The organism is Streptomyces sp. NPDC056580, assembly GCF_042793175.1.
Taxonomy (GTDB): domain Bacteria; phylum Actinomycetota; class Actinomycetes; order Streptomycetales; family Streptomycetaceae; genus Streptomyces.
On the sequence record NZ_JBHTVE010000008.1, the window covers coordinates 384886 to 402336 of the forward strand.

9 protein-coding genes are annotated in these 17451 nt (G+C 74.1%); 8 read left to right on the forward strand and 1 reads right to left on the reverse strand.

Going from position 1 to position 17451, the window contains the following annotated elements; all coding sequences use genetic code 11:
• Window positions 1-194 precede the first annotated feature (194 nt).
• From ACFQ9Z_RS20585 to fxsT, 8 genes are all read left to right on the forward strand, one after another.
• Window positions 195-374, forward strand: coding sequence for a DUF6104 family protein (locus ACFQ9Z_RS20585; protein ID WP_003992906.1), 180 nt, complete (start codon window positions 195-197; stop codon window positions 372-374).
• Window positions 375-462: 88 nt separating this feature from the next.
• The gene (locus ACFQ9Z_RS20590) at window positions 463-873 is read left to right on the forward strand and encodes a CU044_2847 family protein (RefSeq protein WP_383019739.1); all 411 of its coding nucleotides are present in this window, start codon (window positions 463-465) and stop codon (window positions 871-873) included.
• A 14-nt stretch (window positions 874-887) separates the two neighbouring features.
• Window positions 888-3374, forward strand: coding sequence for a trypsin-like peptidase domain-containing protein (locus ACFQ9Z_RS20595; RefSeq protein WP_383019934.1), 2487 nt, complete (start codon window positions 888-890; stop codon window positions 3372-3374).
• 494 nt (window positions 3375-3868) lie between these two features.
• Window positions 3869-4882: an AAA family ATPase gene (locus tag ACFQ9Z_RS20600; protein WP_383019744.1), complete on the forward strand. Its 1014-nt coding sequence runs from the start codon at window positions 3869-3871 to the stop codon at window positions 4880-4882.
• Between the two features lie 7 nt (window positions 4883-4889).
• Window positions 4890-8531: an SAV_2336 N-terminal domain-related protein gene (locus ACFQ9Z_RS20605; protein ID WP_383019749.1), complete on the forward strand. Its 3642-nt coding sequence runs from the start codon at window positions 4890-4892 to the stop codon at window positions 8529-8531.
• 91 nt (window positions 8532-8622) lie between these two features.
• Complete coding sequence (locus ACFQ9Z_RS20610; protein ID WP_235902243.1) at window positions 8623-8892, forward strand: hypothetical protein; 270 nt, start codon at window positions 8623-8625, stop codon at window positions 8890-8892.
• Between the two features lie 101 nt (window positions 8893-8993).
• The gene (locus ACFQ9Z_RS20615; protein ID WP_383019754.1) at window positions 8994-10178 is read left to right on the forward strand and encodes an aKG-HExxH-type peptide beta-hydroxylase; all 1185 of its coding nucleotides are present in this window, start codon (window positions 8994-8996) and stop codon (window positions 10176-10178) included.
• Window positions 10179-10252: 74 nt separating this feature from the next.
• Window positions 10253-13255, forward strand: coding sequence for an FxSxx-COOH system tetratricopeptide repeat protein (gene fxsT, locus ACFQ9Z_RS20620; RefSeq protein ID WP_383019759.1), 3003 nt, complete (start codon window positions 10253-10255; stop codon window positions 13253-13255).
• A 173-nt stretch (window positions 13256-13428) separates the two neighbouring features.
• Here the strand turns inward: fxsT and ACFQ9Z_RS20625 are convergent, their stop codons facing one another.
• A complete protein-coding gene (locus ACFQ9Z_RS20625) occupies window positions 13429-17256 on the reverse strand; it encodes a multifunctional oxoglutarate decarboxylase/oxoglutarate dehydrogenase thiamine pyrophosphate-binding subunit/dihydrolipoyllysine-residue succinyltransferase subunit (protein ID WP_383019763.1) in 3828 nt (1275 codons plus the stop codon).
• Between the last annotated feature and the right edge of the window lie 195 nt (window positions 17257-17451).

Genomic DNA, 17451 nt, shown 5'->3' on the forward strand with positions numbered 1-17451 from the left:
CACGCCATATCGCGTCTTCCGAGAAACACGATATATCGTGGATGGGGAAAGTCAAGGCGCCTGTTCGTGCCGACGGGAGCGCGGGACTCGGGGTGTCCGGGGCGCGGGACTCGGGGTGTCCAGGGGCTGGTGGGGATTGCTTAGGCTGTAGGAGGACCCACAGGGGCTGGGTGGAAACGCAGGAGAGGTAGTTCATGTACTTCACCGACCGCGGGATCGAGGAGCTGGAGAAGCGGCGCGGCGAGGAAGAGGTCACCTTCGAGTGGCTCGCCGAGCAGCTGCGCACGTTCGTGGATCTCAACCCGGACTTCGAGGTGCCCGTCGAGCGGCTCGCCACCTGGCTCGCCCGGCTCGACGACGAGGACGACGAGTAATCCGTAAAGACGCGTATCGTCCGTAGCCCCTCCCCCTCTCCTGTCACCGGAGTTAGCCTTCTTCTCCCATTCGGTGAACGGGGGCGTCATGGGTGGAGGAGTGCAACGCGTACGGCTCGACGACGGAACGGTCGTCTGGGCCAGGCTCGGTGCGGGGGACGAGGGGGCGCTCGACGAGAGCGGTTACTGGGACACGGGGCTCGGTGACCGCGTCGTCGACATGGCGGGCGGCCTGGCCGACACGGTCGGCGGGGTCGTGCGCTCCTTGCGCGCCGGTCTGGACACACCCGCGGCGGTCGAGGTCTCGGTCAGCTTCGGGATCGAACTGACGGCGCAGTCCGGCCGGATCGTGAGCGCCATCGCGCAGGGCGGCGGCACGTCGTCCCTGACGGTGTCCCTGACCTGGACCGAACCGGCGGCGGCCGCGGCCGGCACGGACCCCGCGGCGCCCGGCGGCGGCGTCGTACCGCAGCGCTCGCCGGCCTCCGGCCCCGCATGAGCGCCTTCGACGAGATGGTGCGCCCCTCCCTGGCGCGCATCGGCGCAGCGGGTGACGGGTATGCAACGGACCGTGACCCGTACTGGGGATCGGGGTTCTTCGTGGCCCCGGGCTGGTTGTTGACCTGCGCCCATGTCGTGGGGAAGGGGGGAGCCGCGGTGTGCCGAGGGGAGAACGCCTTACGCGTGACCTGGCAGGAACGCACCACCGAACCCACCGCCGCCGACGCCTGGGAGGAACGCTCGGGCGCCGGGACGGCCGTACTCCTCGCGCCACGGCCCGAGGAACCGGACTCGGTCCGCGACCCCTGGCCGTTCCCCGACCTCGCGCTGGTCCGGGTCGAGGGCGCGGACGACGTGCGGTGCCTGTGGCTGGGCGACCGGGAGCCCGGGGCCCGCGCCCCGCTGGGGCTGTACGGCTGGTCCCTGCAGACGGGTGAGCTGGGCGTCCGGCACGGCACCGGCGAACTAGCGGGTTCCGACGCCCGCGCGCTGCTGCTCGGCGGCAGTCTGCCGATCGGCGGACTGTCCGGCGGGCCCGTTCTCGACCTGCGGCAGGGCTCGGTCGTCGGGGTCATCAAGGGCCGCCGCCGCGAGGAGGGCGTCGCCGTCCCGGTCACCGCGTTGCACGAGCTGCTCGACCGGCGCGACGCCTCCGGTGTCCTGCGCGAGGTGCTGCGCGCCCACGACCGGCACCATCTGAGCCTCCTCGACGACCCGTCGCCGTACGCGAACTGGACCACGCTCCAGGCCGGGCTGCCCGCGCTCGCACCACCCGTCTCCGGCATCACCGCCGAACTCCGCGCCCGGCTCTACGCCCACCTCGCCGAGCTGCCGCCGCCCGCCGGAGCGGGCGAGATCGTCCACCTGGTGGAGGAGGTCAAGGAGCGGGTGCGCGGCGAACGGCTGCGCTCGCTGGTGCCGCGCAACGTGCGTACCTGGCGCGAGGGCGCGGCCCTGCTGTACGGACTGCGCACCCTGGACTCGGAGGGCGGCGGCACGCTCGTCGATCTCGACGCCGTCCTGCTGTACGCGGCGGTGGTGGTGCGCAAGACCGTGCGGGAGCGCCCCGGTGAGACCGACCCGGCCCGGCTCGGCGCGTTCACCGAATGGCTCGGCGCGCAGGCCGGACGACATCGGCACTGGGCCGTGGGCGGGGCGATCCGGGGACTGCTGGAAGGGGTCGACGGCCGGGGGCCGGTCGGCGGACCGGACGGGCGCCCGGCGGGCGCGAGGGCCGTGCGCGCGGGGTACGGGCCGCCGGACGGAGCGTTGGAAGCGCCTCACGAGGCATCTGGCGAAGCGCCGGACGCCAGGCGCACCGCGGCGACCACACCGGCGACCTCGGCCACGCCCGAGGCCACGCCGGCGACCTCGGCCGCATCCGGCACCGCGGCCGCGCCCCCGACCGCGCTCACGGCCCCGGCCGGGTCCGCACCTCCGGTCGCGTACGGGCTCCGGGCCGCGTCCGAACCCTCCGCCCTCCCCGATCCCCGGTTCGACGTCCGCGAGTCACCGTCCGCGGCCGCCGGGACGGTGACCGCCGGCCGTACCGACGTCCTGGTCAGGATCGGCGCGTCCATGTACGGCGGGCTGCACCCCTGGAGCGTGGAGCTGATCCACGACGGACTGGACGTCACCCCGGTCGCCGCCGACGACCGGGGAGCGCGCGTCGACGAGCTCGCGGCGGCGCTGCGCGCCCCGCTGGACCGTGCGCTGAACCTCGGGGACCACGGTGAGCACCTGGCGGGGATCGAGGTCTTCCTGCCCCGCAAGCTGTTCGACCTGCCGGTGGACGAATGGCAGCTCCTGCCCGAGCACCCCGGCGCCTTCCGGGCCGGGGACCGCGGCCACCGCGACGGCTTCGGCCTCCGGGACGGCGGGCGCGCTGACGGCGGTGACGGCGATGACGACGACGACTTCGTGGACGAACGGTCGATGCCGCTCGGCATGCGCCGGACCGTCGTCATCCGGGACCTGCGGCGCAACGAGCGGCCGCCCGCCCCGGAGTGGCGCAAGCGCTGGCGGGGCGTGGCCGGCGGCCCGCTCACGCACGAGCCGCTGCACGGCCGGTCCCCGGCCGACGGCCACGTGGGCGCGGCCCGCTCCGCGAGCCCGTACCTGTACTACAGCACTCTGTCGGTGCTGGACCACGCCAGTGTCCCGGTCTACTGCGGGCCGGTGGCGAGCGGGGAGGGGCAGGCGGCGATGAGGGAGGCGCTGATGGCCGGCCACCCGGTGGTGCTGTGGCGCCGGGACGGGCACGACCACGACGAGTGCAAGGACTTCTACGAACAGGCCGCTCACGTGGTGGGGACCGCCCGGCACGCCGACGGCCTGCACGAACCGGTGCGCGAACTGCGTATCCGGCTCCACGACCCGGAGTCGGCCCGGGCCCGGGGACTGCACGGAAAGCTGGCGGTGCTGTTCGACCCGCCCGACCGGCCTCCGCGCTCCGCCGGGGCGATGCGGCCGCCGCCGCTCGCCGCTCCCGACGGCTGACCCGTGCTGCCATGGCGGCTGCCCCGCGGAACGACTCGCCGACTCGCCGACTCGCCGACTCGTCGGCCGGCCCACGGCCGAGCGGAGTCCCGATCCAGGGCCGAGCGGAGTCCCGATCCGCAGCCGACGCGGCAGCCGTCCGGCGTCGATCTGCGGCCGACGCGGCAGCCGGTCCGGCGGTCGTCCGGCGTCGATCTGCGGCCGACCCGGCAGCCGATCCCGCAGCGCCTCGGAGCCGACCCGGCAGCCGATCCCGCGGCGCCCCCGAGCCGATCAGGCCGCCGGTCTCGCGTCGAGCCGCCGGCCGAACCCGCGACCGATCCGTTCAGCGCCCCCGAACGCACCGTCAAACCCCGGTCGGCGCACGGCTGTTCGGAGGCCGGAAGTGAACGCCGGGCCGTCCGAATCTCGGCATACACCGCCGCCTGAAGGTAGCCTCGTACGTCGAATGGCCGGGCCCGCTGCACGATCACCGGATCTGGGAGGAGCCCAAGGTGAACGACTGGCGGATCTACAGCGGAGTGGGTCAGCCGCACGACGGCATGCGGCGGTTGCCGCCCCCGCCGCCCTGGCGCGACTTCACGGCCTCCCGCGGGGATGCGGAGGCCGGCTCCGAGGACCCCAGCAGCGCCCGCAGGCTCGGCGTCCGCCGCCGTCTGGTGGAGAGCTACGCGCCCCGGCCGGCCGAGGTGGACGCGGTCAACGCGGCCCTGTACCTGCGCCGGCCGCTGCTGGTCACCGGCAACCCGGGCACCGGCAAGTCGACCCTGGCGTACGCCATCGCCCATGAGCTCGGGCTCGGCAAGGTGCTGCGCTGGCCCATCGTCAGCCGCACCACCCTCCAGGACGGGCTCTACCGGTACGACGCCATAGGCCGGCTCCAGGACGTCCAGCTCGAACGGGCCCGCGGCGCCGAGGGCGAGACGGCCGCGCCCGGCATCGGTTCCTACGTCCGGCTCGGCCCGCTCGGCACCGCGCTGCTGCCCGCCGAGCAGCCCCGCGTACTGCTCATCGACGAACTCGACAAGAGCGACCTCGACCTGCCCAACGACCTGCTCAACACCCTGGAGGAAGGCGAGTTCTCCATTCCCGAGCTGGAGCGGCTGGCCGACCGTGAACCCGTCGTCGAGGTGCTCACCCACGACGGCCAGCGAGTGGCCGTGCACGGCGGGCGCATCGCCTGCACCGCCTTCCCGGTGATCGTCCTGACCTCCAACGGCGAACGCGACTTCCCCGCCCCGCTGCTGCGGCGCTGCGTCCAGCTCGAGCTCGACCCGCCCGGCGAGGAGCAGCTCACCGCGATGGTCGAGGCGCACCTCGGCGCGGACGGTGTCGCCGGCGGCGCGGACCTCATCCGCAGGTTCCTGGAGCGCGAACCCGGCGAGGTGCTCGCCGCCGACCAGCTCCTCAACGCCCTCTTCCTCACCCGGCACGACCCGCGTGCGCAGAGCCTCACCCGGGAGCGGATCGCCGAGATGCTCATGCAGCCGCTCGACCGTACGAGGTGAGGGACGGATGCCCGGGATGCGCCTGGACGAGCTGATCGGCAAGCTGCGCCAGGGCGGGCTCGACCTCACCGCGGAGGACGTGGCCGACGCGGTCTGGCTGGCCCGTCGGCTCGGCGCCGCGCCGCCCGGCGACGCGCCCGGACAGCCGCCCGGCACCGGCCCGGCGGACCCGCCCGCCACGGGACCGGACCCCGCACACACCGACGTCGAGGCCGACGTCCAGGCCGACACCGACGCCGGCGCCAGGACGCCGGACGCCGAAACGCCCCGGCCCTGGGCGGACGCCCCCGCCGCCCCGGTGCCGCTGCTCACCCCGGGCCTTCCGGCGCGCCCGCACGGCGACGCCGGCGCCCCCGCCGCCTTCCCCGTCCGGGCGCCCGCCGCCGGCGCCCTGCCCGGGCTGCTCGGCCTGGAGAAGGCGCTGCGCGCCCTCGGCCGCTACCGGGTCGCCGCCGCCCCGCCCCGGGACGAGCGGATCGACGAGGAGGCCACCGCCGAGCGGGCCGCCGCCAGCGGCATCCTGCTCCCGGTCACCCGGCCCGGCCGCCGACGGCGCTGCGATGTCCAGTTGCTGATGGACACCGGGCCGAACATGGCCGTCTGGGGACAGCTCGTCGAAGAACTGCGGCAGGCCTGCCAGCAGTCCGGCGCGTTCGCCTCCGTCCGCGTCCACCACCTGTACGCCGACGACTCCGGCGCCCCGCTCGTCGGCACCACCGCCGGCCCGGGACGGCACACCCGGCTGCGCCCGGCCGACGAACTGCACGACCCCACCGGCCGCCGGATCACCTTCGTGATCAGCGACTGCGTGGGCCCGCTGTGGCAGAACGGCGGCGCGCAGCGGCTGCTGCACCAGTGGCCGCGCACGGCCCCGCTGGCCGTCGTCCAGCCGTTGCCGCCCCGGCTCTGGGGCCGCACCGCGCTGCCCGCCGAGCCCGGCCTGCTGGTGCGCCCCGCCGAGGTGGCCGGGCGGCTGGCCTTCGTGCCCGACGACGAGCCCTGGGAGGAACCGGCGCCGGGCGCCCGGCCGGTGCCGGTGCTGCAGCCAACTCCGGAGGCGTTCGAGGTCTTCGCCCGGCTGCTCGGCGGCAGCGGTCCCGTCAGCGAGCGGGCGTGGGCGGCGCTCACCGCCCCGGCGCCGACGGCGCCCGCCGGTCCGGCCCGGCACGGCGAGGACCCGCCCCACGACGACGTTCCGCACGACGGCGTACCGCGGGCCGACGGCGAGGCGTACGTCCGCGAGCCGCGCAGCGACGACGAGTTGCTGCGGGCCTTCCGCGCCGGAGCCTCGCCCGGTGCCGTGCGGCTGGCGGTCTACCTGGCCGCGGCCCCGCTCACCCTGCCCGTGATGCAACTGGTCCAGCGGGCGATGCTGCCGGACACCGGGCCCATGGAGCTGGCCGAGGTGCTGCTCGGCGGGCTGCTCAGGCAGCTCCCGGGCACCGGGGAGCAGCCCTGCTTCGCCTACTCGGGCCGGGTCCAGAACCTGCTGCTGTCCTCCCTCGACCAGGACACCGCCGGACTGGTCCTCAAGCACTGCTCGGCCTACGTGGAGCGGCACTTCGGCCGGGGCACCCGCAACTTCGCCGCCCTCGCCGCGGCCCGGCTCGCCGACCACGACGCGTCCGCCGACGCCGGCCGGCTCCCGCCGGAAGGTGTCCCGCCGGAGGACGGCGGCAGCGTGGAGGCCGAACTGTTCGCCCGCATCCCGGCCCGCGTCCTGCGCTTCTACCTGCCGGACCTCGTCACGCCCGACCCGCTGACCGAGGCCGAGCGCCTGCTGGACCAGTGGCGCCACCTGGCCGACCCGGAGGTGCTGCGCCGGGCCCGGGAACAGGCACTCGCCGCGACCGCCCCGGCGCCGGCGTCGCTTGCGGACACCGGTGCCGCCGTCCGGCCCCACCTCGTCCTCGGCCGTATCCTGCGCGCCGAGGCGGGCACGGCGGCCGCGCGCACGACGGGACGCCGGACCGAACTGCTGCGGGAGGCCGCGGCCGAACTCGCCGCGGCCCACGCAGCGGCCGGCCCCGGCGGCCGCGAGCGCGCCCAGGCCGCCCTGGAACTCGCCTCCTGCCGCCGTGAGCTGTGGCACCTGACGGCGGAGGGCGGCCAGCTCACCGCCGCCCTGGACGTCCTGGACCCCGAGAGCGCTCCCTGGCCGTCGCTGGCCGAACGGGCACAGCACTGGTCCCGGGCCGGACACCAGGACGACCAGGGCGCCTCCGCGCGGCCGGACGGCGCCCGGGAGGGCGCCGGATCCGGCCCGGACAACGGCGGCGGGACGGCCGACGGGACGGGCGACGGAACGGCCGGTGGTACGGGACCGGCCGCCGGGTCCGCCGGGTTCGGCCCGGACAACGGCGGCGGGACGGCCGACGGAACGGCCGGTGGTACGGGACCGGCCGCCGGGTCCGCCGGGTCCGCCGGGTCCGCCGGGTCCGCCGAGTCCGCCGGGTCCGCCGGGTCCGCCGAGTCCGCCGAGTCCGCCGGGTCCGGCGCGGGCGAGGCGGATCGCGACGCGAGCGCGGCACGGCGCCGGGTGCCGGCGGGCGCGGACCAGGCGCCCTGGGCCGTCACCGCCCACCGCTCCCGGCTGCTGCTGCGCGGCCGGATCCTGCTCGACCTGCGGCACCCCGTCGCCGCCGTCGGCGAACTCCGCGAGGCCTGCGCGACGCTGGACCTGGAGCGCGCCCCCGACGCCGTGCGCGGGCCCGCCCTGCTCGACCTGGCACGGGCGCTGCGGGAGGCCGGCGCCGAGGACGGCGAGACCCGGCAGGCGCTGCTGCGGGCCAGGGGCGCCGCCGGGGACGACCCCGGTCTGCTGCTGCCCAGCCTGGCCGCGCTGGCCGCCTTCCACGACGCTGCGGGCGAGGCCCCGGAGGCCGACGAGGCCTACGAGCGGGCCGCGCTGCTCGCCCCCGCCGACGGCGCCCTGCGCGGCCGGATCCTGACATCCTGGGGCGAGTCGCTGCTGCGGCGGGCCTCGGCGCGGGACGGCGCGCGGATCGTGGACCGGGCCGAGTACGTACTGCGCGAGGCGCTGCAGGCGCTGCCCGCCCGGTCCGCGCACCGCGGACGGCTGCAGGGCCTGGTCGGCGGCGCGCTCGCCCAGCGCTTCCGCCACCTCGGCTTCCTGCCGGACCTGTACGAGAGCCGGCACCTGCTCGGCCAGGCGGTGCGCGCGGCGGCCGACGCGGCCGTACGGGCCGAGGCCTGGCTGCAGTTGGCGCGGGTGCGGCTGGAGGGCTGGCGCCGGGCCGGGGCGCCGGTGCTGGCGGACGCCCTGCAGGCGTACGAGAACGCGGAACGGGAGGCGCGGGCCGCGCACGGGGAGGACCCGGGTTCGGCGACCTCGGCCCGGGCGCGGCACGGCAGTGCGGTGGTGCTGGCCCTGATGGGCCGGCCAGGCGCGGCGCGCGAGGCCTGCCGGGCGGCCGGGGAGCAGTGGCAGCGGCTGGCCGGGGCGCTGCGCCAGGTCGACTGGGCGGACGTCGAGCTGACCCGGCGGGTCGGGGCGGAGCTGGTGGCGGGGGAGGGACTGGCGCGTGCGCCACGGGAGCTGCCGGACGAGGACTGGGACCGGATCGCTCCGCCCTGGTGGCCTTGGACCGGAGAGTGGGCGAACTGGTCAGAACTTGACCGGAGTTGATCTGGCCAGGGTTTCCGATTCCGGGCTGTCGGGAAGAACTGGGCAGCCATGACGACGGAGCGGGCCGTTCGCGGGCAGGGAGGAGCCGAGTGTGGCGGAGCAGTGGAGCGGGGTGGCCGCCCCCGGCCGGGACGCCGGGCATGCCGCGCGCCTGCCCGACCTCATCGGCGTCGACCTGCGTACCTTGCGGTTCCTCGATGATCCGGCCCTGACCGCAGCCGTCGACCGCGTACTGCGGGATGCCACCGAGTGCCAGCAGGTCTGGTTCAGTGACAGCGAGGGCGAGGTGCAGCCGTCCCGCGTACGTACGTTTTCAGCCGGACTCGGCGAGCCCGGCCGGCTCCCGGACGAGCGGGAATGACCTCGGCGCCGATACCCGCCGAGGTCTTCGGGGCGCTCGCCGGAACCCGCCCCACCCCCCGGGGTACGCGGACACTGCGTGCCGCGGTCCACGCGCGTCGCATGCTGCTCCTGAAGTCCCTCCTGGTACGCACCGACCGGCAGCGCCGGCTCCTGGGTCCCGCCGCGCACGGGGAGTTCGAGCGGGCCTGGACGCTGCTGGCGGCCGCGGAGCGGACCGACCCGGCCGCCGTTCGCGAGGTGCTCGACTACCCGACGACCGGCGCCTGGCTGGCCGCCGCGCTCGCGGCGCCCCGGGGCGCCGCGTTCGAACGGCAGCTGGCCCACCTGGGCGGTGTCGCCGCGGCCGCGGCCGTCCGAGCGGGCCACGCGGTGGCCGGAACCCTGACCGTGCCCACCGGCCTGCTGGTGCTGCCCGGCCTCGGCGTGCTGCGCTGCCCCTCGGGCCGGGCCCGGCTGGAGGGGGGACCGGACGGAACGCGGATCGCCGACGGCGACGGGCACACCGGGACGGTCCTGCCGCACCCCACGGGGCGGCGCGGGCCCGGCGTGCTCCAGGGGGCCGGGGACGGGACCGGCTGGAGCGCGCTGCGCACGCTGCCCGGCGGCACCGTCCGCCTCGACGACCTCGATCCGTACCGGGCGCCCCCGCCCGGCACCGTCCCGGGACAGCTGCGGGCCGCCGACCGCACCGACTCCCCCTGGGAGGCCTGGGCCGCTCCCTGGCGCCGCGCCCGCGAACTGCTGACGGCGGTCGACGGGCCGCGCGCCGCCGAGACCGGTGCCCTGCTGCACGCCGTGGTCCCGCTGGCCGCGGCCGGGCCGGGCGCCACCCCGATGAGCGCCACGCTCAGGTCGGCGCCCGGTGCCGCGCTGGTCCAGCTTCCGGACACGGCGCGGGAACTCGCCGAGTCACTGGTGCACGAGACCCACCACACCAAGCTGGCGGCCCTGGACGAACTGGTCCCGCTGTGCGCGCCTGGCGGTCGCCCGGTGCACCGGGTCGGCTGGCGCCCCGACCTCCGTCCGGCCCCGGCCGTGCTGCAGGGCGCCTACGCGCATCTGGCCCTCACCGACCTGTGGTGGAGGGTGCGCACCGGCGCCGGGGCCGCCCCGGCCTGGCGGCGCCGGGCCGCCGAGCGGTTCGAGGTGCTCCGCGCGGAGGTGGGGCAGGCCTTGTCCCTCCTCCTGGAATCCGATGAACTGACCTCAGCGGGAAGGGAGTTCGTCCAGGGTATGGAGCGCCACCACGCCGGTCTCGGCGTGACGGCCCAAAATGCGCTGTGACGCTCCGCAAGGTCGCAATTTCAGTGCGTTAGCGTGTGCCGTGAGAGTGCGGTGGCGGGAACAGGGAGCGTGCGATGGCGGATCTGCGGCGGTCGGGCGGGGACGGGGCCCCGGCACCCGAACGCATCCTGGTGGTCTTCCCCGGCTACCACCGCGCCTGGGCGGCCTGGATCGCCCAGTGCCTGGAGAGCCACGGGCACCAGGCCACACTGCAACGCTGGGACCCGCCGCGCGAGATCCCGCTGGAGGACTCCCTCGCCGACCTGCTGCTGGCCTCCGGACCGGTGCTGCTCGTCCTCGACGACTGGTTCTTCGAACTCGGCCCGCGCCCGGCGGGGGAGTGGAACGACGCGCTGCGCGGTTTCGTCGCGGCCAACGCCGACCGGTTCGCCGCCGTCAACCTCACCAACCGGTCACTGCTGCCGGCCACCGCGGTCCTCGAACCCGCCAGCCTGTGGGGGCTGAGCGAGGAGGCCGCCGAGGAGCGGCTGCTGCGCCGGCTGGGCCTGGAGCGCCGCAGGGTCCCGCGGCCGACCGCCCACCGGGCCCGCTACCCGGAGAACCGCTGCGAGATCTGGGGCGAGGTCCCGCGCCGCAACCCGCGCTTCACCGGCCGGGACGACCTGCTCACCGGCCTCCACCAGCAACTGGCCGACGCCGGCCGGGGCGCCGCCGTCTGCACGCTGCTCGGCATGTCCGGCATCGGCAAGACCCAGCTCGCCGCTGAGTACGCGCACCGGTTCAGCACCGACTACGACGTGGTGTGGTGGGTCAACTCCGACGACCGCAACATCCAGCGCGACCGGCTCGGCGAACTCGCCGTGGAACTCGACCTGCGGGTCGGCAGCGAGCCCGGCGAGCGCATCCGCGCCGTCCGCGAGGCCCTGCGCCGCGGTGAACCCTACGGCCGCTGGCTGCTGATCTTCGACGGCTGGGACGACACCGACGGCATCGACACCCTGCTCCCACAGGGCGCGGGCCACGTCCTCGTCACATCCCGCAACCGCGGCTGGAGCGAGCACACCGACATCCTCGAGATCCCGGCCTTCCTGCGCGCCGAGTCCACCGCCTACCTGCTGCGCCGCGCGCCGCACATCAGCGCCGCCGAGGCCGACGAGGTCGCCGCCGAGTTCGGCGACGTGGCGCTGCCGCTGGTGCAGGCCGCCTCCTGGCTCGGCGAGTCACGCATGGAGGTGCCCGAGTACCTGCGCATGGTGCGCGAACGCCGGCTGTCCACGGTGGACGAGCCCGCCACCGGCGAGGGCTTCCCGCGGTCGTCGATGACGTCCTGGTCGATACTGCTCAACCGGCTGCGCGGCGCCCAGCCGCAGACCATCGACATCCTCGGCCTGTGCACGTCGTTCGCCCCCGGACGCATCCCGCTCGGCCTCATCCGCGCCTACCCGCACGCCGACCTGCCCGAGCAGCTGCGCTGGATGTCCAACGACCTGACCGCCTGGACCCGGGCCCTGGACACCCTGGTCAACTACTCGGTGCTGACCCGGGAGACCCGCGGCCCGGTCGGCGTCGAGATGGGCCCGCACCAGGAGTCGGTCCACATGCACCGGCTGGTCCACGACATCGTCACCAAGCTGACCAGCGAGGACAGCCGGATCGTGCACCGCCAGGCGGTCCGCACCCTGCTGGCCCAGGCCGACCCCGGCAACCCGCTGGACAGCCGCAACTGGCCCCGGTACGCCGAGCTGCTGCCCCACCTGGAACCCTCGGGCGCCCTCAGCAGCGCCCAGCCGCGCGTCCAGGAGACCGTGCTGAACTGTCTGCGCTACTGCTACCGCAGCGGCGAGTACAAGGGCGGCCTCGACCTGGCCCGGCGCATCCGCGACAACTGGTCCCGGATCATGGACCCGCTGGCCCAGCCCATGCTCGACCTCACCACGCAGGAGAGCAACATCCTGCGGGCCAGCGGCCGGTTCCGCGACGCCTACGAGCTGGACCGCGCCGTCCACCAGCGCCTCGGCGCCGCCGAACCGTGCTCCGAGCTGGCCGAGCTGTCCACCAAGGGCGCCATGGCCGCCAGCCTGCGCCACCTGGGCCGCTACGACGAGGCGTACGAGCTGCAGAGCGAAGTCCTCGACGGCTACGGCAGACTGCTCGGCCCGGACGAGGGCCCCGCCCTGATCGCCCGGCACAACCACGGTGTCGGACTGCGCCTGCTCGGCCGCTACCAGGAGGCGTACGAACTCGACCTGGACACCCTCGCCAGACGGGACAACGTGCTGCGCGCCCGGCACATCAGCACCCTCAACTCGGGCGGCGCCGTCGCCCACGACCTGCGGCTGCTGGGCCGGTACCGGGACGCGCTGGCCCGTCAGGAGACCGTGGTCCGGCTGAGCCTGCAGGTGCTCGGCGCACGGCATCCGCAGACCCTCTCGGCCCGCGGCCAGCTCGTCATGTGCCGCCGCCGGGAAGGCGGCCACACCCAGGACCTCGGGCCCGAGATGGCGAACCTCCTCGAGCAACTCGCCCAGGTGCACGGCCGTGAGCACTACCGGACCCTGGCCTTCACCACCAACTACGGCAACTACCTGCGGGAGCACGGCGACCTCGCCCAGGCCCGGGAGCTGATCGACCGGGCCGAGGCCGGCTACCGGGCGCTGCTCGGCCCGGCCCACCCGGTCGCCACCGGCATGCTGTCCAACACCGGGCTCGTCATGCAGGCCGCCGGTGAACGCGCCGAGGCCCTGTCCATGTTCGAGGCGTCCTTCGCGGGCCTCACCGCCACCCTCGGCCCCGACCACCCCTGGGTCCTGGGCTGCGCCCTCAACGCGGCCAGCGCCCGCAACCTGGGCGACCGGATCACCGACGCGGTGGAGCTGAGCCGGGAGACCCTGCGCCGGGCCCGGCACACGCTGGGGCACGAGCACCCGCTCACGCTCTCCTGCCAGGTGGCGCTGGCCGCCGACCTGCGGGCCGCCCGGGAGCACGAGGAGGCCGGCAAGCTGGAGGACGACGGCCTGCTGGGCCTGACCCGAACCCTGGGCGCCCAGCACCCCCACACCATCTCCGCCCGCCAACGCACCCGCCCCTACTGGGACTTCGAGCCCTACCTGGGCTGACCAGCGCCCCCAGCCGGGAGCACCCCGAAGGGACGCGGAGAACCGCGCGACCAGCCCTCACCCACCCGCGCCCGCGAGCCATCCCGACCGCCCCACCCCATAGGCGAAGGGCCCGGCCCCGAGTCCACAAGAACTCGGAGCCGGGCCCGACACCCGGCTGAACCGCCGGAGGCCTACGCCTCGAACACCTCACGCACCAGCTGCTCCTGCTCGACCTGGTGCCGCTTCGCGGAGCCCACCGCCGGGGACGAGCCGTGCGGACGCGAGATGCGCCGCAGCCGCTCGCCGGCCGGGATGTCCGCGCCGACCGCCAGGTCCAGGTGGTCGATCAGGTTGAGCGCGATGAACGGCCAGGCACCCTGGTTCGCCGGCTCCTCCTGCGCCCACAGGTACTTCTCGGCGTTCGGGTACTTGTTGACCTCCGCCTGGATCTCGGCGCCCGGCAGCGGGTACAGCCGCTCGATGCGGATGATCGCCGTGTCCGTGACGCCGCGCTTCACCCGCTCGGCCTCGAGGTCGTAGTACAGCTTGCCGGCCACGAAGACGACCTTGCGGACCGCGGACGGGTCCACGCCGGCGTCGCCGATGACGGGGCGGAACTGACCCGAGGTGAACTCCTCCGTCTTCGACGCGGCGGCCTTGAGGCGCAGCATCGACTTCGGGGTGAAGACCACCAGCGGCTTGTGGTGCGGGTTGTGCACCTGCCACCGCAGGAGGTGGAAGTAGTTCGACGGGAGGGTCGGCATGGCGACCGTCATGTTGTTCTGGGCGCAGAGCTGCAGGAAGCGCTCGACACGGGCCGAGGAGTGGTCCGGGCCCTGGCCCTCGTAGCCGTGGGGGAGGAGGAGGGTGACCCCGGACGTCTGGCCCCACTTCTGCTCCGCCGCCGAGATGTACTCGTCGACCACCGTCTGCGCGCCGTTGACGAAGTCGCCGAACTGCGCCTCCCACATGACGAGCGCGTCGGGGCGGGCCAGCGAGTAGCCGTACTCGAAGCCCATGACCGCGTACTCGGAGAGCAGGGAGTTGTAGACGTTGTACCGGGCCTGGTCCTCGGCGAGGTACATCAGCGGCGTGAACTCCTCGCCCGTCTCGCGGTCGATGAGGACCGCGTGACGCTGGCCGAAGGTGCCCCGCTGGGAGTCCTGGCCGGACAGGCGGACCGGGGTGCCCTCCAGCAGGAGGGAGCCGACGGCGAGGGTCTCGCCCATGCCCCAGTCGATCGTGCCGTCCTCGACCATCGCCGCCCGGCGCTGCAGCTGCGGCAGCAGACGCGGGTGGACGTGGAAGGAGTCGGGGATGTTGACCTGGGACTCGGCGATCCGCTTCACGACCTCCGTGGAGATCGCGGTGTTCACGGCGACCGGGAAGTCGGCCTGCGGGTCCGGCACCGGGCCGGAGGCCGGCTGGGACGTGGCCTCGCGGACCTCCGTGAAGACCTTCTCCAGCTGGCCCTGGTAGTCCTGCAGGGCCTGCTCGGCCTCTTCCAGGGTGATGTCGCCGCGACCGATCAGGGACTCGGTGTAGAGCTTGCGCACCGAGCGCTTCTTGTCGATCAGGTCGTACATCAGCGGCTGGGTGAAGGCCGGGTTGTCCGACTCGTTGTGACCGCGGCGGCGGTAGCAGATGAGGTCGATCACCACGTCCTTGTTGAACGCCTGGCGGAACTCGAAGGCGAGCCGCGCGACGCGCACGACGGCCTCCGGGTCGTCGCCGTTCACGTGGAAGATCGGGGCCTCGATCATGCGGGCCACGTCCGTCGCGTACATGGAGGAACGCGAGGACTCGGGGGCCGCGGTGAAGCCGACCTGGTTGTTGATGACGATGTGGACCGTGCCGCCGGTGCGGTAGCCGCGCAGCTGCGACATGTTCAGGGTCTCGGCCACCACGCCCTGGCCCGCGAAGGCCGCGTCGCCGTGGATCGCCACCGGCAGGACCGTGAAGTCCGTGCCGCCCTTGTTGATGATGTCCTGCTTGGCGCGGGCGATGCCCTCGATGACCGGGTCGACGGTCTCCAGGTGGGACGGGTTGGCGGCCAGCGAGACCGTGATCTGCTCGCCGTCCAGGCCGGTGAAGGTGCCCTGGGCGCCGAGGTGGTACTTCACGTCGCCGGAGCCGTGCATCGACTTCGGGTCGAGGTTGCCCTCGAACTCGCGGAAGATCTGCGCGTACGACTTGCCGACGATGTTGGCGAGGACGTTCAGGCGGCCGCGGTGGGCCATGCCGATGACGACCTCGTCCAGGCGGGACTCGGCCGCCGAGTCGATGACCGCGTCCAGCAGCGGGATGACGGACTCGCCGCCCTCCAGCGAGAAGCGCTTCTGGCCGACGTACTTCGTCTGCAGGAAGGTCTCGAAGGCCTCCGCCGCGTTCAGGCGGCGCAGGATGCGCAGCTGCTCCTCGCGCTCCGGCTTGGAGTGCGGGCGCTCGACACGGTCCTGGATCCACTTGCGCTGCTTGGGGTCCTGGATGTGCATGAACTCGATGCCGGTGGTGCGGCAGTACGAGTCGCGGAGCACGCCGAGGATGTCGCGCAGCTTCATCATCGACTTGCCGGCGAAGCCGCCGACGGCGAACTCGCGCTCCAGGTCCCACAGGGTGAGGCCGTGCTCGGTGATGTCCAGGTCGGGGTGCTTGCGCTGCTGGTACTCCAGCGGGTCGGTGTCGGCCATGACGTGGCCGCGGACCCGGTAGGAGTGGATCAGCTCGAAGACCCGGGCGGCCTTGGTGACGTCGTCGTCGTGCGAGGCGTCGATGTCCTTGAGCCAGCGGACCGGCTCGTAGGGGATGCGCAGCGCCTCGAAGATGTCGTCGTAGAAGCCGTTCTCGCCGAGCAGCAGGTTCGCGACCTGGCGGAGGAACTCGCCGGAGGCGGCACCCTGGATCACCCGGTGGTCGTAGGTCGACGTGAGCGTCATGACCTTCGAGATGCCGAGCTTGTTCAGCGTGTCCTGGCTGGTGCCCTGGAACTCGGCCGGGTAGTCCATGGAGCCGACGCCCATGATCACCGACTGGCCGGGCATGAGGCGCGGCACGGAGTGGACGGTGCCGAGGCCGCCGGGGTTGGTCAGCGAGACCGTCACGCCGGTGAAGTCGTCCATCGTCAGCTTGCCGTCGCGGGCGCGGCGGACGATGTCCTCGTAGGCCTGCCAGAACTCGAAGAAGTTCAGCGTCTCGGCCTTCTTGATGGCGGCCACGACGAGCTGGCGGTCGCCGTTGGGCTTCACCAGGTCGATGGCCAGGCCGAGGTTGACGTGCGGCGGCTTGACGAGGGTCGGCTTGCCGTCCTTCTCGCCGAACGAGTGGTTCATCGACGGCATGGCCTTGATGGCCTGCACCATCGCGAAGCCGATCAGGTGCGTGAAGGAGATCTTCCCGCCCCGGGCGCGCTTCAGGTGGTTGTTGATGACGATCCGGTTGTCGAACAGCAGCTTCACCGGGACCGCGCGGACCGAGGTGGCCGTCGGCAGCTCCAGCGAGGCGTTCATGTTCTTCGCGACGGCGGCGGACGGACCACGCAGCGTCACGTACTCCGGACCCTCGGGCGCCTCGGCGGCGGGGGCGGCCTTGGGCTTCGGCTGAGCCGGCGCCTGTGCGGGCGTCGCCGGCTTGGCCGGGGCGGGGGCCGCCGCCTTCGCCGCGGGGGCGGGAGCGGAGGGAGCCGGAGCGGCGGCCGGGGCCGCGGCGGGCTTCGGGGCGGCCGCAGGCGCCGCAGCGGGAGCGGCCTGGGCCGGAGCGGCGGGCTGGGCCGGGGGAGCCGGGGTGGTGGTCCCTGCGGCCCCCGCGCCCGCAGTACCTGCCGGAGCCGACGCGGCAGGCGCGCCCGGCTTGTAGTCGGCGAAGAAGTCCCACCAGGCACGGTCTACCGAATTCGGGTCCTGGAGGTACTGCTGATAGATCTCGTCGACGAGCCACTCGTTGGGACCGAACGCGGCAGCGGGGTTCTTCCCGGCTTGGTCGTCGGTCGAGATGCTCGAGTTACTGGGGGACTGTGGCGACACGGCGGCAACCGCCCTCTTCCGCTTCACAAGGTTATGGACAGCGGGAATAAAGGCTACGCCCCCAAGACCGCGAAGGTCAGGTCGGGCCCGTTCATCGTCGCGTAAGTCACATCGAAAATCTTGTTTCAGGGCTTGAAATGGCGGGAAACAAGCGTGGTTCCGGGTGCGTGAGTCGATGTGCGGGATCGCCGAGCC